We start from the raw sequence: 17,899 nt of genomic DNA, 5'->3' as shown, positions 1-17,899 counted from the left end.
ACAGGACCGTGAAACGACTTTGCGCCGATGATAGTGCTGCAACCAGTGTGAAAGTAGGTCATCGTCAGGCTTTTATTAAAAAACCCTCTGAACCATCCGTTCAGAGGGTTTTTGCTTTGGGGAAGCGATTTGTTTGAGGCTGCGAAAGCCCCAAAAACCAGAGCTTCAATGAAATACAGTGAACAACACGGAAAAATAGAGCCTCAGACATCAGTCCGCTCCAATATTCCCGGTACCGTTCCAAAAAATGGATAAAAAAAAGCCAGTCAGCTTACGCGACTGGCTTTTCTGCTTGTTCATCCCATCTCTCTGCATGCGCAGCGACCCGGCTTAGAACGGATAAGCTACCCGCAGCACAGCAAAGTTTGCGCCGCTATTCGGTTTCTTGATGCCGCCGTTGGAGAAGTGCTGCAATTTGATGCCGACATCAAGGCCGTTGCCGAACACATAGCCGGCGCCCAGATGGTCGCCAAACTCAAAAGCGGTGGAAAAACGACGGCTATTGTTGTCATACAGGTGCGACATCAGATGCACACCAATGCCGGCTTCGCCGTACAGACCCTTTTTATCGTTGCTCTGGAAACGGAACACCGGCGTAAAGCCGATATCGGTCAGGTTTTTCGTCTGGCCAGGAACATTCTGGTATTGGTTCTGGCGGAATTCAGCCAGGCTCAAATCCCAATAACCGCCAAGTTGCGTGCTGCTTCCTTGCCACAGTGCTGTATTCCAATCCCATTGCGCGGCAACCCGGGCCAGTTGGCTCTTGTTTCCGGTGCCGAGTTCGAACGATGCGGAGTCAACGGCAAAGCTGCTTGAGTGAAAGCCAGCCAGCAGGCAGGCAGCGGCTAGAATCTTGAGTCCGGTTTGTTTTTTTTGCATAAAAGACTTTCGAGCGTAAGAAAATAAAAAAGCGAATGACAAACAAGTCGTCGCCATACTCATATGGGCTTGCCAAGGCGCGCGGCTACAGCCCTAAAGAATAGTCGAAAACCGGAATTGCTGCCGAACTACAGGCAATCCGTGTCGTAAAACAGGGAATTCTGTTGCTCAATCAAGCAATGTAAGCGGGTTCAATCCTGCCCGGCACATCAACTCGAAGCGACAAGATACAGCCGGACAAAGGATATTTTTCAAGCTCGACAGGGCTACGTTTTTCACGCACAGTGGTGATGTATAAGGTCCGTAAATCTTCGCCGCCAAATGCCATCATCGTCGGGCAACGTGCCGGTAAAATCACTTCCTGCAGCACTTCACCTGCGGGTGACAAGCGCAACAACCTGCCGCCCTCATACATCGCGCACCAATAGGCATCTTCGCTATCGACCGCGGCGCCGTCCGGGCGGCCGCCATAATCGACGGCGCTTTTATCCATGGCGAACTGCTTGAATACCCGGCCCGCGCCGATTTTCCCGGTCGCCAATTCAAACTCGTAACTGCAGATCCTGTGCGCGGTGGTGTCGCTATGGTAAAGCGTAAGGCTATCGCCACTGAAGCCGAGGCCGTTGGACACCGTCACAGGATTGCCCGCAGACCGCACCATGCCTTTTTCAACGACATATAGCTGGGCGCCGGCATGGTCGCGTGGTTCGTAAATCGTGCCAGTCCAGAAACGGCCGGCAGCATCGCAACGGCCGTCATTGAAACGCGCGGTGGCAGTGTCATAAGGCGCATCGGCAATGTGCGAGAGTTCGCCGCTATCGGTGTTCAAATGCGCCAGGCCGGTGCGCATGGCGACGATCAGGCCGCCGCCGGCATGGCGGCCGATGCAACCAGGTTCGGCGTTCAGCTGCCACATGGCATGCCGGCCGTCGGCAGGCCGTAGCCGATGTACCTGCATCGCTGAGATGTCGACCCAGTACAGTGCGGCTTCGCCGGCATGCCACAGCGGGCACTCGCCCAATTGCATGGGCTGGTCGTAAGCAATTTCAATTTGATTCATGAGTTTGATAAATGAGAGGGCAGGGCGGACCAATAAGTGATCCAAGGAAGCAGCCTGGAAACGACCTCCCCGGCAGCGGCGCCAGGGAGATAAGGCGACTATGTTTTTTTCAGATAAGCTTGCGCGAGATTGACCCAGTAGCTGGCGCCGATCGGCAATAAATCGTCGTTGAAGTCATAGCTGGCATTATGCAGGTTGCACGGGCCGAGGCCATGGCCGCCGTCTCTGTGGCTACCTTCGCCGTTACCGATGAATACGTAGCAGCCGGGCTTGTTCTGCAGCATGAACGCGAAATCCTCTGCACCCATGGTCGGCTCCACCTGCGGATTGACGTTGCCATCGCCGGCCATTGCCCGTAATACCTCAACCGCAAACGCGGTCTCTTTGGCGTGATTCACAAGCGGCGGATAATTGCGATGGAAACGGAACTCGACTTCCGCGCCGAACGCCGCCGCCGTGTGTTGCGCCACTTCCCGCATGCGCGTCTCGATCGTATCCAGCACAGCAACCGAGAACGTACGCACGGTGCCAATCAATGTTGCTTCATCGGGAATCACATTGGTAGCGCTGCCGCTGTGAATTTGCGTCACGGAGAGCACCGCCGGATCGTTCGGATTGATATTGCGCGAGACGATGGTCTGCCAGCTTTGCGCCATCTGCACCGCGACCATGACCGGGTCTACGCTTTTATGTGGTTGCGCCGCATGCGAACCCTTGCCTTTGACGATCACCTCGAACTCATTACTGGAAGCCATCATCGGCCCAGGCGTGACGCCGAAGCTGCCGGTCGGCATGCCCGGCCAGTTATGCATGCCGAACACTGCTTCCATCGGGTATTTTTCAAACAGACCATCGTCGATCATGCGTTGCGCACCGCCGCCGCCTTCTTCTGCCGGCTGGAAAATCAGATACACAGTACCGTCGAAATTGCGATGCTGAGCCAGATGATGCGCCGCACCAAGCAACATCGCGGTGTGGCCGTCATGTCCACAAGCGTGCATCTTGCCCTGATGTTGGGAGGCATGCGGGAAGGTATTCAATTCTTGCATCGGCAAGGCGTCCATATCGGCGCGCAAGCCAATCGCACGGTCGCTATCGCCATTTTTTACAATGCCGACCACGCCGGTGACACCCATGCCGCGCACAATAGGAATCTGCCATTCAGTGAGCTTGCGGGCCACCACATCGGAAGTCCGTTGTTCTTCATAGTTGAGTTCGGGATGCGCATGCAAATCACGTCGGATTGCCTGTAGTTCTGCCTGGAAGGCAATGATGGGATCGATCAAATTCATATTGTGCTCCTGATATGTGGCACGCCTCTTGCCTGCAAAAATGATGAAGGGCGTAACGTCCAGAATGTGTATATTACGCCTACACGGTCCGTCGGTGTTCACTCACAGGAGAGCATAATGCGTCTGATGTCATGGCTAAGAATGGGATTTCGCGTGTTTCTGATGACTTCCTGCCTGCTGCTGCTGGCCCCGGCTGCGCCGCCGGCCGCAGCCCAGGAATTCAAATTGGCGATGAGTTCTCCGCCAACTTCGATGGATCCCCATTTCTATAATTTGTTTCCAAACATTAACGTCTCCGACCATATTTTCGAGCAACTGGTGGCGATGGACGCCGACAGTCACATCGTCCCCGCGCTGGCAGAGTCATGGCGGCTGGTAAATAACCTGACCTGGGAATTCAAGCTGCGCAAAGGCGCCAAGTTCCATGACGGCAGCCCGCTGACAGCTGAAGACGTCGCCTGGTCGCTGGACCGCCCGGCCACCATCGTCGGCAGCCCGGGGAAGTTCGACACCTATACCAAAGCCATCATCAATAAAAAAATCATCGATCCCTACACAATTCAACTCACGACCAAAGAACCGTATCCACTGCTGCTGGCCGACCTGACCTCGATCTATATCGTTTCCAAAAAAGCGACGCAGGGCCTGAGCAGCGACGATTTTTCCAGCGGCAAGGGCATGATAGGCACCGGCCCGTTCAAGTTCGTCAAATTCCAGCGTGACGATAGGATCGAGCTGGAACGCAATAATGAATACTGGGGCAAGAAGCCGGCCTGGAGCAAGGTTACCCTGCGCTTCATTCCGAACGATGCGACGCGTCTGGCGGCCTTGCTGGCTGGCGACGTGCAGGCAATCGAGAACGTGCCGACGCCGGATCTGGCGAAAGTCAGGGCGGACAAGAATCTGAGTTTCTACTCCAAGGTATCGCACCGGGTTATTTACTTGTACCCGGATACACGCCGTGAAAAATCGCCATTCGTGACTGACAAAGACGGCAAGCCGCTGGATAAGAACCCGTTGCTGGATGTGCGTGTGCGGCGGGCTTTGTCGATCGCCATCAACCGCGACGCAATTCGCGACCGGGTCATGGAAGGATTGTCGGAGCCTACCGTCAACCTGGTGCCGGCAGCCTTGTTTGGCCACAACCCCAATCTCAAACCGCCCAAATACGATCCCGAAGCTGCGAAAAAATTGCTGGCCGAGGCCGGCTATCCCAACGGTTTTGGCCTGACATTGCATACGCCGAATAATCGTTACGTCAATGACGAAAAAATCGCGCAAACCATCGCCCAGATGTGGTCGCGCATCGGCATCGCCACCAAGGTCGAAGGTGCGCCGATGTCGGTGTATTCGGCGCGCGGCGCCAAGGGTGAATATTCGATCGGCTTGCTGGGCTGGGGCGCGCAGACCGGTGAAGCCTCGTCGCCCTTGCGGGCATTGGTGGCTTGCGATAATCCGGCCAAAGGCATGGGCGCGGTCAACTGGCTGAAATATTGCAATCCTAAAATGGATGCGGTGCTGGCCAAAGCCTTGACCAGCGTCGACGACAAGGAACGTTCAGGTTTGCTGCAGGAGGCCACCGCCATCGTCATCGATGACGGCGGCGTGATCCCGATTCACCAGCAAGTGACCACATGGGCCACAAAAAAAGGTATCGTATATATTCCGCGTACCGATGAGCGCACTCACGCTTACGGATTCTACCCTCAGTAAGATTGGTAAACATTGCGCACGCACCATTGGTGGCGAGCGGATTTTTTATGTCAACAGGCCCGAGGATAAACGATGCTGGCTTTTATTATCCGCCGCGTATTACAGAGCCTGGTCGTGTTGCTGGCGATGTCGTTGCTGGTATTTGTCGGCGTGTATGCGATCGGCAACCCGATCGACGTGCTGATCAGTCCCGATGCCGATCAGCTCGAACGCGCCAAGGTCATCATCGCCTTTGGTCTCGACAAACCGCTCTGGCTGCAATATTTCATTTTCCTGAAAAACGCAGTGACTGGCGATCTGGGCCGCTCGTTCGCCTATTCAACCCCGGCCCTGACGCTGATTTTCGAACGCATGCCGGCCACGCTGGAACTGTCGTCGGCGGCTATCCTGCTTTCGATCGTGCTGGGCCTGCCGTTAGGCTTATTCGCCGGCCTGCGGCCGAATGGCGTAGTCGGCAAAACCATCATGGCGGTTTCCATTCTTGGATTTTCATTGCCGACGTTCTGGGTCGGCCTGATGCTGATCATGGTATTTGCAGTGCAACTAGGCTGGCTGCCGACCAGTGGCCGCGGCGAGACGCAACTGCTGTTCGGTGTGCCGGTCAGTTTTCTCAGCTGGGACGGTTTGCGGCATTTGCTGATGCCAGCCTTCAACCTGGCCTTGTTCAACATCGCCCTGGTGATCCGGCTGACGCGCTCCGGCGCCCAGGAAGCGCTGATGCAAGACTATGTCAAATTCGCCCGCGCCAAAGGTCTGCGCAACAGCCGCATCATCGGTGTCCACGTCCTGAAAAATATCCTGATTCCGATCGTCACCGTAGTCGCACTGCAATTCGGTTCGATCATCGCCTTCTCCATCGTGACCGAAACGGTGTTTGCCTGGCCCGGCATGGGCAAGCTGATCATCGATTCGATCCGCGTGCTGGACCGGCCGGTGATTGTCGCTTACCTGCTGTTGATCGTCACCATTTTCATCGTGATCAACCTGGTGGTGGACATGCTGTACTCTTTGCTTGATCCGCGCGTGCGCCTCGCAGAAAGCAAAGGCTGAGATGGAACTGACTCCGACCTTCAATGTGGCCGAGACTCCTTGGCAGCGCATCGTACGTAATTATTTCGGCAGCAAGATTGCCGCTGCCGGCTTCGCATTGCTGGTGTTGATTGTGCTGGCGGCGATTTTTGCGCCTGTTCTCTCGCCCCAGAATCCCTACGATCTGGCCAAGCTGGATGTGATGGATTCGCGCCTGGAGCCGGGCAAGGCGTCGATCGACGGCAGCATGACTTATCTGCTGGGCACCGACGACCAGGGGCGCGACATGTTGTCGGCGATTTTGTATGGCATACGCATTTCGGTCATGGTCGGCGTCGTCAGCACCGTCATCGCGCTGTCGCTGGGATTGACGCTGGGATTGCTGGCCGGTTACGCCGGCGGCCGCACCGAAGCGTTCATCATGCGAGTTGCGGATATCCAGCTATCGTTTCCGCCTATCCTGATCGCATTGATTTTGCTGGCCCTGACCGGGCGCGGCATCGACAAAATCATCATCGCGCTGGTGGCTGTGCAGTGGGCCTATTACGCGCGCACCACGCGCAGCGCGGCGCTGGTGGAGCGCAAGAAGGAATACATCGAAGCCGCGACCGCGCTCGGCCTGTCGCCGCTGCGTATCATGTTTCGGCATCTGCTGCCGAACTGCTTGCCGCCGTTGATCGTGGTAGCCGCCTTGCAGGTGGCATCGGCGATTTCGCTGGAAGCGACTCTGTCTTTCCTGGGGCTCGGATTGCCTATCACCGAGCCGTCGCTAGGTCTGCTGATTGCCAACGGTTTTCAATATCTGCTGTCGGGAAAATATTGGATCAGCGTGTTTCCCGGCATCGCCCTGCTGGTGACCGTGGTAACCATCAACCTGGTGGCGGATCAGTTGCGCGATGTCCTCAACCCACGTTTGCAAACGCAATAGAATCGCTATGGACAATACAGCGACACTGGTCGTCAATAATCTGCAGACCCAATTTGCCACCAGGGCCGGCCTGGTCAAGGCGGTCGACCAGGTGTCGTTTGCGGTCAAGCGCGGCGAGATCATGGGTCTGGTCGGTGAATCCGGTTCGGGCAAATCGATGACCGGCTATTCCATCATGGGCCTGGTCGATGCACCGGGAAAAATTGTGGGCGGCGAGATCCTGCTGCAAGGAAGCAATCTGCGCGGATTATCGGCAGAAGCCATGCGCAAGATTCGCGGCAACCGCATCGCCATGATTTTTCAAGATCCGATGATGACCTTGAACCCGGTACTGCGCATCGATACGCAGATGATGGAAGCGGTGCTGGCGCACCAGGATGTCAGCAAGATGGTGGCGCGCGAGATGTCGCGCGAGGCATTGGTGCGGGTTGGCATTGCGTCGCCGGACGAACGGCTGCTGGCGTATCCCCATCAGTTTTCCGGCGGCATGCGGCAGCGCGTAGCGATTGCGATTGCCTTGCTCAACCGGCCCGACCTGATTATTTGCGATGAGCCTACCACGGCGCTGGATGTGACGATACAAGGGCAGATTTTGTACGAGATGCAGAAATTGTGCCGCGAGTCTGGCACGGCGCTGATCTGGATCACCCACGATCTGTCGGTGGTGGCCGGGCTGGCCGATACGGTATCCGTGATGTACGCCGGCCGCATCGTCGAAAGCGGCACGGTACAGCAGGTATTGGAACATCCGCGCCATCCTTACACCCACGGTTTGATCGCATCGGCGCCGTCGCGCAATCCGCGTGGCCAGCCGCTGCAGCAAATCCCCGGAATGACGCCGACGCTATTGAATTTGCCGGCAGGCTGCGCCTTCCGCACGCGCTGCGCATACGCCAGCGTCGAATGTCAGCAGACGCCGCCATTGCGTGAGGTGGAGCAGCGCATGCTGCGCTGCTTCCATCCGCTGCGAGATAGCGTAACCGAGGTGGTCGCATGAATCAGGCGGCGGATAGCAACATGGTGCAATCATCCGGCATCGGCTTGCTGGAGTTGCAGGCAGTCAGCAAGCAATTCGTCAAGACGCTCGACAGTGCGGCCAGGATCGCGAACCTATTCGGCGCCGGCATGCAGCAGGAAGTGGTGCACGCGGTCGATACGGTAAGCCTGAGCATACAGCGCGGCGAAGTGGTGGGGCTGGTCGGGGAATCCGGTTGCGGCAAGTCGACGCTGGGGCGGATGGCAGTCGGCTTGCATAGCCTGAGCGCCGGCACGCGGCTGTGGAAAGGCCAGTCGCTGGAGCAGCTGGACGTTGCTGAAAGACGCAAGAAGCAGCTGGCGATCCAGATGATTTTCCAAGACCCGTATGCATCGCTGAACCCGCGCATGCGGGTGCAGGATATCGTCGGCGAAGCACCGCTGGTGCATGGCATGGTCGATGCCTCGCAACAGCGCGAGTACGTAGAACATCTGCTGCAACGGGTCGGGCTGGACGAAGCCATGCTGCGCCGCTTTCCGCATCAGTTTTCCGGCGGCCAGCGCGCACGTGTCGGCATCGCACGCGCGCTTGCGGTAAAACCGGAATTCCTGGTCTGCGATGAGGCGGTGGCGGCGCTGGATGTATCGATCCAGGCCCAGGTTTTGAATTTGTTCATGAAATTGCGCGACGAGCTGGATCTGACATACTTGTTCATCAGCCATGACCTGGGCGTAGTCCGCCATTTGTCGGATCGGGTGGTGATCATGTATCTTGGCCGCATTGTCGAATCGGCCTCGGCCGACACGGTGTTTGCGCAGGCCAATCACCCGTATACTCAGGCATTGCTGGCATCGGCGCCCAAGCTGGAAGTCCGGCGCACGGAATTTTTTGCGGTCAAGGGAGAAATTCCATCGCCGCTGCATCCGCCGCCGGGCTGTCATTTCCATCCGCGCTGTCCGCATGCAATGCCGCGCTGCAAAGTAGAAAAGCCGGCATTGAAAGAAGTCAGCGCCAAACATTTTTCCGCCTGTCATTTGAACGATGGCACGGCCTAGAGGACACGATATGAACACTTTGAACAATACCGGATTGACGCCTTCGGCCGAGGTCATGGCCATGATAGAACGCCTGATTGCCTTCCAGACCGTATCGCGCGATTCCAACCTGGGATTGATCGAGTGGACCCGCGATTACCTGGCCGGCCTTGGCGTCAAATCGCGCCTGACTTACGACGCCAGCGGCAAGAAAGCCAATCTGTTTGCAACCTTGGGCGAAGGTCCTAAACCCGGCCTGATCTTGTCCGGCCACACCGATGTGGTGCCGGTCGAAGGCCAGGCTTGGGATACCGATCCGTTCAAGGCAACCGTCAAGGATGGCCTGTTGTATGGCCGCGGTTCGGCCGACATGAAGAGTTATATCGCCACCGCGCTGGCGCTGGCGCCGCAATTCCTGGCAGCCGGGATGGATGCGCCGCTGCACTTTGCCTTGTCCTATGACGAAGAAGTCGGCTGCATCGGCGTGCAGGGACTGATCAAGGATTTGCAGGAATTGGGCTTGAAGCCGGCGGGCTGCATTGTCGGAGAACCGACTTCGATGCAGCCGATCATTGCGCATAAAGGCACACATCGTTTCCGTTGCTGCATCCGCGGCCGCGAAGCGCATTCCAGCTACACCACCATGGGCGTCAACTCGATCGAGTACGCGGCGCGCATCATCGTCTATATCCGGCAGATGGCGGATCGCTTTGCCCAGCTGGAGACGCGCGATTACGGATTTACGGTTCCCTACACCACCATGCAAACGGGGGTGATACACGGCGGACTGGCATCGAACATCGTGCCCAAGGATTGTAAATTCGAATTCGAGGCGCGCACCATGCCGGGTATTGACGTCGAACACCTTTACCAGGAAATCCAGGGCTTCGCCGCTACGCTGCTGCCGGAAATGCAGAGGGTAGAGCCGGCTGCGGCAATCGATTTCGAATGGCTGGCGTCGGCTCCCGGCCTCAGCATGCAGGAAAGCGACGCCGTGGTTCAGCTGGCCTCGGCGCTGGCGCGCAACAAGCCGAATGGCGCGGTTTCCTACGGTACCGAAGCCGGCTTGTTTCAGCGCGCCGGCATTCCTACCGTGGTCTGCGGCCCCGGCAGCATCGAACAGGCACACCGGCCGAACGAATTCGTGGCGTTGCAACAAGTCGCGCAGTGTGAGGCTTTCATGTTGCGCTTGATGGATCCGGAGATGCAGTTGCAAATCAGGAAATAAGCAAAAGCGGTCAAATGCATCTTATGCATCTCGTTTGCCGGGATTTTGCTAAAGTAGCGTATTGAAGCAGCCTGGTTTTGATGACATTATGACTAGTTCCACCACTCGTACCGTGCGTGCCGCCTGCCCGCACGATTGCCCCGACACCTGCGCGCTGCTGGTGACTGTCACCGACGGCGTCGCCACCGAAGTCCGTGGCGATCCCGATCATCCGACTACTGCCGGCGTACTGTGCACCAAGGTCGCGCGTTATACCGAACGGACTTACCACAAAGACCGCTTGCTGCATCCGCTCAAGCGAGTCGGCAAGAAGGGCGAGGGGAAATTCGTACCGATCGGCTGGGATGAGGCGATCGCCACGATTGCCGGACGGCTGGGCGAGATTGCCGCCCGCAATCCGCAAGCCATCCTGCCCTACAGCTACGCCGGCACCATGGGCCTGGTGCAGGGCGAGTCGATGTCGATGCGTTTTTTCAACCGCATCGGCGCTTCGCTGCTGGACCGCACCATTTGCGCCGCGGCCGGCGGCGCCGGCTACAAATATACGATAGGCGCCAGGATCGGCACCGATCTTGAACAATTCCAGAACGCCAAGCTGATCCTGATCTGGGGCGGCAATCCGATTGCATCGAATCTGCATTTCTGGATGCGCGCACAAGAGGCCAAGCGGCGCGGCGCCAGGCTGATCGCGATTGATCCTTACCGCTCCCTGAGCGCCGACAAATGCCACCAGCATATCGCCTTGCTGCCGGGAACCGATTCAGCCCTGGCGCTTGGCATGATGCATGTGCTGATCGCAGAAGACCTGCTGGACCACGACTACATCGCGCAATACACGCTCGGTTTCGAGCAGCTGAAACAGCAAGTGTCGGCATGGACTCCGGACAAGACCGCGGAGGTGTGCGGCATCAGCGCCGAGGAAGTGCTGGAGCTGGCGCGCAGTTACGGCGGTGCGGCCTTACGTGGCGAAGCCGCGGCGATTCGCGTGAATTATGGCTTGCAGCGCGTGCACGGCGGCGGCATGGCGGTACGCAATATCGCCTGCCTGCCGGCGCTGGTCGGCGCCTGGCGCCATGCCGCCGGCGGCGTTCAGTTGTCGTCTTCGGATAGTTTTCCAAAGAATCACCAGGCTTTGCAGCGCCCTGATTTCCTGACCAGCCAGGGACCGGCGCCGCGCACCATCAACATGAGCACCATTGGCGACGATCTGTTGCGTGAAGCCTCGCCGGAATTCGGTCCGAAAATCGAAGCCTTGATCGTGTATAACTCGAATCCGGTAGCGGTGGCGCCGGAATCCGGCGTCGTTGCCCGTGGTTTCGCGCGTGAAGATTTGTTCACCGTGGTGCTGGAGCATTTTCAAACCGATACCGCCGACTACGCCGACATCGTGCTGCCGGCCACCACACAGCTGGAACATGTAGACGCCCACTCGGCCTACGGCCATCTGTACATGCTGGCAAATAATGCCGCGATTGCGCCTCTGGGCGAAGCCAAGCCGAATACCGAAATCTTCCGCCTGCTGGCGGCGCGCATGGGTTTCGACGATGCCTGCTTCCGCGAGAGCGACGATGAAATCGCCGCGCAAGCTTTTGACCGGAAAAATGTGCGTGCGGTCCATTTCGATTGGGATTCGCTGAAGCAAAAAGGCTGGCAAAAACTGAACATGCCGGATGCGCCGTTCGCCAACGGCGGCTTTCCGACGCCATCGGGAAAGTGCGAGTTCTATAGTGCCCAAATGCTGCAAGACGGCCTCGATCCTCTGCCGACGTATATCGCACCGTATGAGTCGCTGGCCAGCAATCCGGAACTGGCCCGGAAATACCCGCTGGCGATGATTTCGCCGCCGGCGCGCAACTTCCTCAATTCCAGTTTCGTTAACGTTAAAAGTCTGCGCGATACCGAAGGCGAACCGCATCTGGACATGCATCCGGCGGATGCCGGGAAAAGAGCCTTGGCCAGCGGCGATACCGTACGCATCTATAACGACCGCGGCAGTTTCAACGCCAAACTGAGAGTTACCGACAAGGCCAGGATCGGGCTGGTAGTGGGCTTGTCGATCTGGTGGAAAAAAATGGCCAGTGACGGCAAGAACGCCAACGAGGTAACCAGCCAGCGGCTGACCGACATGGGCCGGGCGCCGACGTTTTACGACGTGCTGGTGGAAGTTGAAAAAGCGCCGCACAGGGATAGTCCCGCAGCATGAATACGCGGCTGCCCACGGTTGTATTGTTAGCCGTGCTGGTAGCCGGGTGTGCTCAGCTGGCCTATTACGGGCAGGCTGCGAATGGCGAGTTCACCTTGCTGGATCGGGCGCGTCCGATTGACGATTGGCTGACTGATCCAGGCATCGACCCCGGTCTCAAGGAAAAACTGCGACGTACCAGGCAAATGCGCAGCTTCGCAGTGAGCGAACTGGGCTTGCCGGATAATCGCAGTTACACTGAATACGCCGATCTGAAGCGGCCGTTCGCGTTGTGGAATGTCGTGGCGGCGCCGGCCCTGTCGCTGGAACCCAAGCAATGGTGTTTCCCGATTGCCGGCTGCGTCAGTTATCGCGGCTATTTCAACCAGGACGCCGCACGGAAATTCGCGGCCAGTCTGCGTCAGCAAGGCTACGATGTGCAGGTCAGCGGCGTGCCTGCCTATTCCACGCTCGGCTGGTTTAGCGATCCATTGTTGTCGACCTTTATCCGCTATCCTGATGGCGAGCTGGCGCGCCTGATGTTCCATGAGCTGGCGCATCAGACTGTCTATGCAAAAGACGATACGCAATTCAATGAATCGTTTGCCACCGCCGTCGAACAGGCCGGTGTCGAACGGTGGCTGCAGGCGGTAGGCAATCAAAAAACCCGCGACGCCTACGTCCAGTTTGAAGGACGCAAAGAGGAATTCGTGGCGCTGCTGCTGCAATACCGGCAACGCCTTGCAAGCAACTATGCGAGCGATCTCAGCGATACGCAGAAACTGCAGCGGAAGGCAGCGATTTTTCTGGCCCTGCAAGCCGATTATCAAGTACTCAAGACAAAGTGGGGCGGCTACACCGGATACGACCGCTGGTTTGCCGAACCGCTGTCGAATGCCCATCTGGCGCTGGTGGCGACTTACTACGAGCTGGTGCCTAGTTTCAAGGCTTTGCTGGCGCAACAGCAGACCTTCCAGAAATTTTATGCGGCTGTCGCCAGGCTGGCCGCTCTCAGCAAGGATGAAAGGCATCGCCAGCTGGAAGAGCTGGCGAAAACCCGGACCATGTAAGTTTATCTTGGTTACAATGCCAAGATGACATTTAATGCCGACCTGCATCGCAGCACGTTGAAATTACCCAATCGCCTGGCGTCAAATGGCAATGGGATCTATGACACCGCGCTGGAAATGAGCGTGCTGGATGCCGGCCCGGAATTTGATCGGAGTCCCAGAAGCCAGCAAGCAACCATGGTGTTCATCCACGGCTTTGGCGGACGCGCCGCCTACTGGGAATACCAGCTGGAGCAATTCCAGCTTGACTACCGGGTGATTGCGCTCGATCTGCGCGGCCACGGCTACAGCGACGCGCCGACAGCCGCCGAAGGCGCCAGCTACGATGTACCGGAGCTGGTCGCGGATATCGCCGCGGCATTGGATCAGCTGGACTTGCCGCCACGCTTCATCCTGGTTTGCCATTCATTCGGCGGCGCCCTGGCTTCCTATTTCCTCAAGCAGTTTCCGCAGCGTGTGTCGGCGCTGATCATGATTGCCTCGGCAGCGCGCTTCCGCTTGCGCCTGGCCGGCCGCATCTTGCTGCGCATGCCGCCGCCGCTGTTTGACTTGATGCGCAGATTGATGCCGTATGTCGGCATCACCGCGGCCCGGATTTATCCGCCGTCGCACGTGGTGTACCTGCAAAATAAAAATGCCCTGTTGTCGTGGGACGGCACCGAATGTCTACGTGCGATCAAGGTGCCGACGCTGGTGATCCTCGGGCACCGCGATATCCTGTTCGACGAAGCAGCGTACAAGGAAGTGGCGCGCTTGATTCCGGGAGCGGAAGAAGTGGTGGTGCCGGTTTCCGCCCATCAGGTGATGGTGGAGCGGCCCGATGCGGTGAATCGCGCGATCCAGCGCTTCCTGCAAATGCAGTCGGATCCGTCGGAACTCGCGCAGCGCCGGGCACAGCAAAAAGCTGAACGGCGCGCAGCCCGCAAGCAACTCGAAGCCGAGCGTCCATGGCTGAAATTCTACGATGCCCGCACACCTTATCGCATCAAGATGCCGACCGTACCCTTGCCGCGCTTGCTGGAGGCAAGCGCCAGGCGTTTTGCCAAAACCACTGCATTGTCATACCGCGGCGGCAAAATCGGCTGGCGCGAACTTGATCGGCAAGCTAATCGTTTTGCCCATGGCTTGCTCGACATGCGCATCAAGCCCGGTGACAGGGTGTTGCTGGCCCTGCCGAACATACCGTCTTTGGTAATTGCCTATTTCGGCATCCTGAAAGCCGGCGCGGTTGCGGTGCTCAGCGATGCCGCCGCACCCAAAGAAATGCTGTTGACGCGGATCGCAGATGCTGCCGCAGTGATGCTGGTGACGACGACCGACCGGTACGACGATTTGCGTGATGCGCTGCAAAGCGACAGCCGGGCAGCCGGCTTGCGGCGTGTGATATTTGCTTCGATGATCGATCACATGGGCTGGCGCGAGAAGTTGCAATTCGCTGTCTTGCATCATGTGCAGGAAGGACATTGGCTGCCTTGGTTCCGTCAGGACAAACAACACCGCAGGCATGAGCGGCGCTACCTGAAGTTCAAGCAAGTGCTGGGGCGCGGCACGGTTGCGCCGACCGAGCTGGCGCAAGACGTCGATGCTGTCGCGGTGGTGGTCTATACCTACGGCGCCACCGGTACGCCGTTGCCGGTGGCGCTCTCGCATCGCAATCTGGCGGCAAATGCCTTGCAACTGCGTCATTGGCTGCCGGAATCCAGGCCGGGCGATGAGCGCTTCCTGGCGCAGCAACCCTTGTCCACCGCCTACGGCCTGACCGGCTTGTTGCATCTTGGCGTGTATCTGGGGGCGACCCTGATCCTGTTGCCGGGAGCTGAGCTGGAACCTTTGCTAAAGACCGTCAAGAAAATGCAGCCGACCTACTTCCCGACCACGCCGCGCATGGTGCGCGAGCTGGCGCACACGCCGGGCGTGCGGCGTTACGGTCTGGCTTCGATCCGGGTCTGCGCCGTCAGCGGTTCGCCGCTGGCCCAGGAAATTCGCGAAGAATTTGAAAAGCTGACGCGCGGCCGCCTGGTCGAAGCCTATGGCCTGACCGAAGCATCGCCGGCGGTGCTGGCCATGCCGTTGACCGCGCACCGCCATCCGGGTGCGGTTGGCGTGCCGCTGCCGGATACGGAAGTGAAAGTGGTCGATCTGGATAGCGGCGCCGAACTGCCCAACGATACCCTGGGTGAGCTATGGGTACGTGGGCCGCAGTTGTTCTCCGGTTACGATCATGGCCATGCCGGCGCCGCCGGACATAATGCGACAGCGTTGAATCTGATTGCCAGAAAAATAACGAAAGAACGTGTGCACGATGGCTGGCTCGCCACCGGCGACGTCGCCAGCATTGACGATGACGGTTTTGTTTCCATCATCGACCGCAAGTGTAATATGTTGATACGGGGTGGTCAGCGCGTGTTTCCTCGGCAGATCGAGGAAGTCTTGTTCGAACATCCGGCAGTGGCAGTGGCCCAAGTGAAATGGAGTCCGGATGAGGAGGGCGTCAAGCATCTGCGGGCAGAGGTTTTGCTGCATCACAACATGAGACTGAGTGTCGACGATTTGCTCAAATATGCATCAAAACGCTTGCATGCTGACGCTTTGCCCGATAGCATCGCGATAGAACAAAAAAATACAACCGTGCTTTTTTAGCGGATTCGGTAATTTCCCCCTACAGGCGTGTTTTCTTCCAGTGAAACAAGCCAAAAACAATGCATTTATAACAAGCAGAGACTAAAGGCAGAACATGGATAAATTTTGGCTCAAATCGTATCCTGAAGGCGTGGCCACCGAGATTGACTTCACTCAATATCAATCCCTGGTGCAGTTGCTGGAAGAAGCGTTTCAAAAGTACGCATCGCGCAACGCCTATGCCTGCATGGGTAAATACCTGACGTATGCCGAGGTCGACCAGTTGTCCCGCAAAGTCGGCGCCTGGTTGCAAAGCAAGGGTCTGGAAAAGGGCGCACGCGTCGCCATCATGATGCCTAACGTATTGCAATATCCGGTGGCGATTGCCGCCATTTTGCGTGCCGGCTATACCGTGGTCAACGTCAATCCTTTATATACGCCGCGTGAGCTCGAACACCAGCTGAATGATTCAGGGGCGGAAGCCATCTTCATTCTGGAAAACTTCGCCACTACGCTGCAGCAAGTCGTTGCACGGACCAAGATCAAGCATACGGTGGTCGCCAGCATGGGCGACCTGATGGGCGTCAAAGGCCTGCTGGTCAATCTGGTGGTGCGCCATGTCAAGAAAATGGTGCCAGCTTATTCGCTGCCAGGTTCTGTGCCGTTCAACAGTGTGCTGTCGCAAGCGTCGTCGCTGCAATTGAAAACGGCTGGGCTGACGCCGGAAGATGTCGCCTTCCTGCAATATACCGGCGGCACGACTGGCGTTTCCAAGGGCGCAACACTGACGCATCGCAACGTTGTGGCCAACGTGCTGCAGGCCGAGGCCTGGCTTTCCCCCGGCTTGGCTAACGGCCCGAAGGTCGAGCAGCTGGCTTTTGTCTGCGCCTTGCCGCTGTATCATATCTTTGCGTTGACGGTGTGCGGCATGCTCGGCATGCGCGAGGGCGCCTTGAATCTGCTGATTCCGAATCCGCGCGACATCGCCGGCTTGATCAAGGAAATGTCGAAGTACCAGATCAATACTTTCCCGGCGGTCAATACGCTGTACAACGCCTTGTTGAATCATCCCGATTTTGCCAAACTGGATTTCTCCGGTTACCGGGTTTGTGTCGGCGGCGGCATGGCAGTGCAAAAGGCGGTTGCGGACAAGTGGAAAGAAGTCACCGGCTGCCCGATTATCGAAGGTTACGGCTTGTCGGAAACCTCGCCTATCGCTTGCGCCAATCCATGCACCATCACCGAATACAGCGGCACCATCGGCTTGCCCTTGCCATCGACTGAAATCGCGATCCTGGACGACGCCGGCAATCCGGTGCCTCTGGGGCAGGCCGGCGAGATCGCCATTCGCGGCCCGCAAGTCATGCGCGGCTACTGGAACCGTGACGATGAAACCGCCAAGGTCATGACGGCCGACGGCTTTTTCAAATCCGGCGATGTCGGCATCATGGATGAGCGCGGCTATACCAGGATTGTCGACCGCAAGAAAGACATGATCCTGGTGTCCGGCTTCAATGTGTATCCGAATGAAGTCGAAGGCGTGGTGGTGCAGCATCCCGGCGTGCTGGAATGCGCTTGCGTCGGCGTTCCGGACGATCATGCCGGCGAAGTTGTGAAGATTTTCGTGGTGCGCAAAGATCCGTCGCTGACGGCGGAGCAGCTGATGGCCTACTGCCGCGAACAGCTGACCGGTTACAAGCGGCCGAGATATATCGAATTCCGCACTGATCTGCCGAAGACGAATGTCGGCAAGATTTTGCGCCGTGAATTGCGTGATGAAAAGCCGGCTGAACAAAAGCAGGCGGCTTAAGATTGAAGAAAAGTGGCGTCTTGCCGGAGGCCACGATTCTGAAGTGAAAACCCCGGATGCGCCGCGAGCGCATCCGGGG

At 57.9% G+C, this 17,899-nt stretch carries 13 protein-coding genes; 10 read left to right on the top strand and 3 right to left on the bottom strand.

Annotation, left to right across the window (positions count from 1 at the left end; all coding sequences use genetic code 11):
* Positions 1-330: 330 nt before the first annotated feature.
* The 3 genes from BLV81_RS11130 to BLV81_RS11120 all read right to left on the bottom strand — a co-directional run bounded on the left by BLV81_RS11130 (position 331) and on the right by BLV81_RS11120 (position 3,231).
* Positions 331-879 (bottom strand): acyloxyacyl hydrolase, encoded by a 549-nt coding sequence (locus tag BLV81_RS11130; protein WP_092355691.1) that lies wholly within the window; start codon positions 877-879, stop codon positions 331-333.
* A 172-nt stretch (positions 880-1,051) separates the two neighbouring features.
* A complete protein-coding gene (locus BLV81_RS11125) occupies positions 1,052-1,939 on the bottom strand; it encodes an SMP-30/gluconolactonase/LRE family protein (RefSeq protein ID WP_092355688.1) in 888 nt (295 codons plus the stop codon).
* A gap of 98 nt (positions 1,940-2,037) precedes the next feature.
* Positions 2,038-3,231, bottom strand: a complete 1,194-nt coding sequence (locus tag BLV81_RS11120) for a M20 aminoacylase family protein (protein WP_092355685.1) — start codon at positions 3,229-3,231, stop codon at positions 2,038-2,040.
* Positions 3,232-3,393: 162 nt separating this feature from the next.
* Here BLV81_RS11120 and BLV81_RS11115 point away from each other — a divergent pair, with 162 nt between their 5' ends.
* From BLV81_RS11115 to BLV81_RS11070, 10 genes are all read left to right on the top strand, one after another.
* Complete coding sequence (locus BLV81_RS11115; protein ID WP_092355758.1) at positions 3,394-4,944, top strand: ABC transporter substrate-binding protein; 1,551 nt, start codon at positions 3,394-3,396, stop codon at positions 4,942-4,944.
* A gap of 72 nt (positions 4,945-5,016) precedes the next feature.
* A complete protein-coding gene (locus tag BLV81_RS11110; RefSeq protein ID WP_092355682.1) occupies positions 5,017-5,994 on the top strand; it encodes an ABC transporter permease in 978 nt (325 codons plus the stop codon).
* 1 nt (position 5,995) lies between these two features.
* Complete coding sequence (locus BLV81_RS11105; RefSeq protein ID WP_092355679.1) at positions 5,996-6,901, top strand: ABC transporter permease; 906 nt, start codon at positions 5,996-5,998, stop codon at positions 6,899-6,901.
* Between the two features lie 7 nt (positions 6,902-6,908).
* A complete protein-coding gene (locus tag BLV81_RS11100; RefSeq protein ID WP_092355677.1) occupies positions 6,909-7,898 on the top strand; it encodes an ABC transporter ATP-binding protein in 990 nt (329 codons plus the stop codon).
* Positions 7,895-8,932 (top strand): ABC transporter ATP-binding protein, encoded by a 1,038-nt coding sequence (locus tag BLV81_RS11095; RefSeq protein ID WP_255365127.1) that lies wholly within the window; start codon positions 7,895-7,897, stop codon positions 8,930-8,932. The genes BLV81_RS11100 and BLV81_RS11095 overlap by 4 nt, the downstream gene beginning before the upstream one ends.
* A gap of 10 nt (positions 8,933-8,942) precedes the next feature.
* Complete coding sequence (gene argE / locus BLV81_RS11090) at positions 8,943-10,139, top strand: acetylornithine deacetylase (protein WP_092355674.1); 1,197 nt, start codon at positions 8,943-8,945, stop codon at positions 10,137-10,139.
* Positions 10,140-10,227: 88 nt separating this feature from the next.
* Entirely contained in the window at positions 10,228-12,342 is a 2,115-nt protein-coding gene (locus tag BLV81_RS11085; protein WP_092355671.1) for a molybdopterin-containing oxidoreductase family protein, read from the top strand.
* Entirely contained in the window at positions 12,339-13,391 is a 1,053-nt protein-coding gene (locus BLV81_RS11080) for an aminopeptidase (RefSeq protein WP_092355668.1), read from the top strand. The genes BLV81_RS11085 and BLV81_RS11080 overlap by 4 nt, the downstream gene beginning before the upstream one ends.
* A 24-nt stretch (positions 13,392-13,415) precedes the next feature.
* Positions 13,416-16,031: an alpha/beta fold hydrolase gene (locus tag BLV81_RS11075; RefSeq protein ID WP_092355665.1), complete on the top strand. Its 2,616-nt coding sequence runs from the start codon at positions 13,416-13,418 to the stop codon at positions 16,029-16,031.
* Between the two features lie 94 nt (positions 16,032-16,125).
* A complete protein-coding gene (locus tag BLV81_RS11070) occupies positions 16,126-17,820 on the top strand; it encodes a long-chain fatty acid--CoA ligase (protein ID WP_092355662.1) in 1,695 nt (564 codons plus the stop codon).
* The last annotated feature ends 79 nt before the right edge of the window (positions 17,821-17,899 follow it).

Source organism: Collimonas sp. OK242 (assembly GCF_900107095.1).
GTDB lineage: Bacteria > Pseudomonadota > Gammaproteobacteria > Burkholderiales > Burkholderiaceae_D > Collimonas.
Note: the sequence above shows the minus strand (reverse complement) of the source record. Positions and strands in the feature narration are given on the sequence as shown.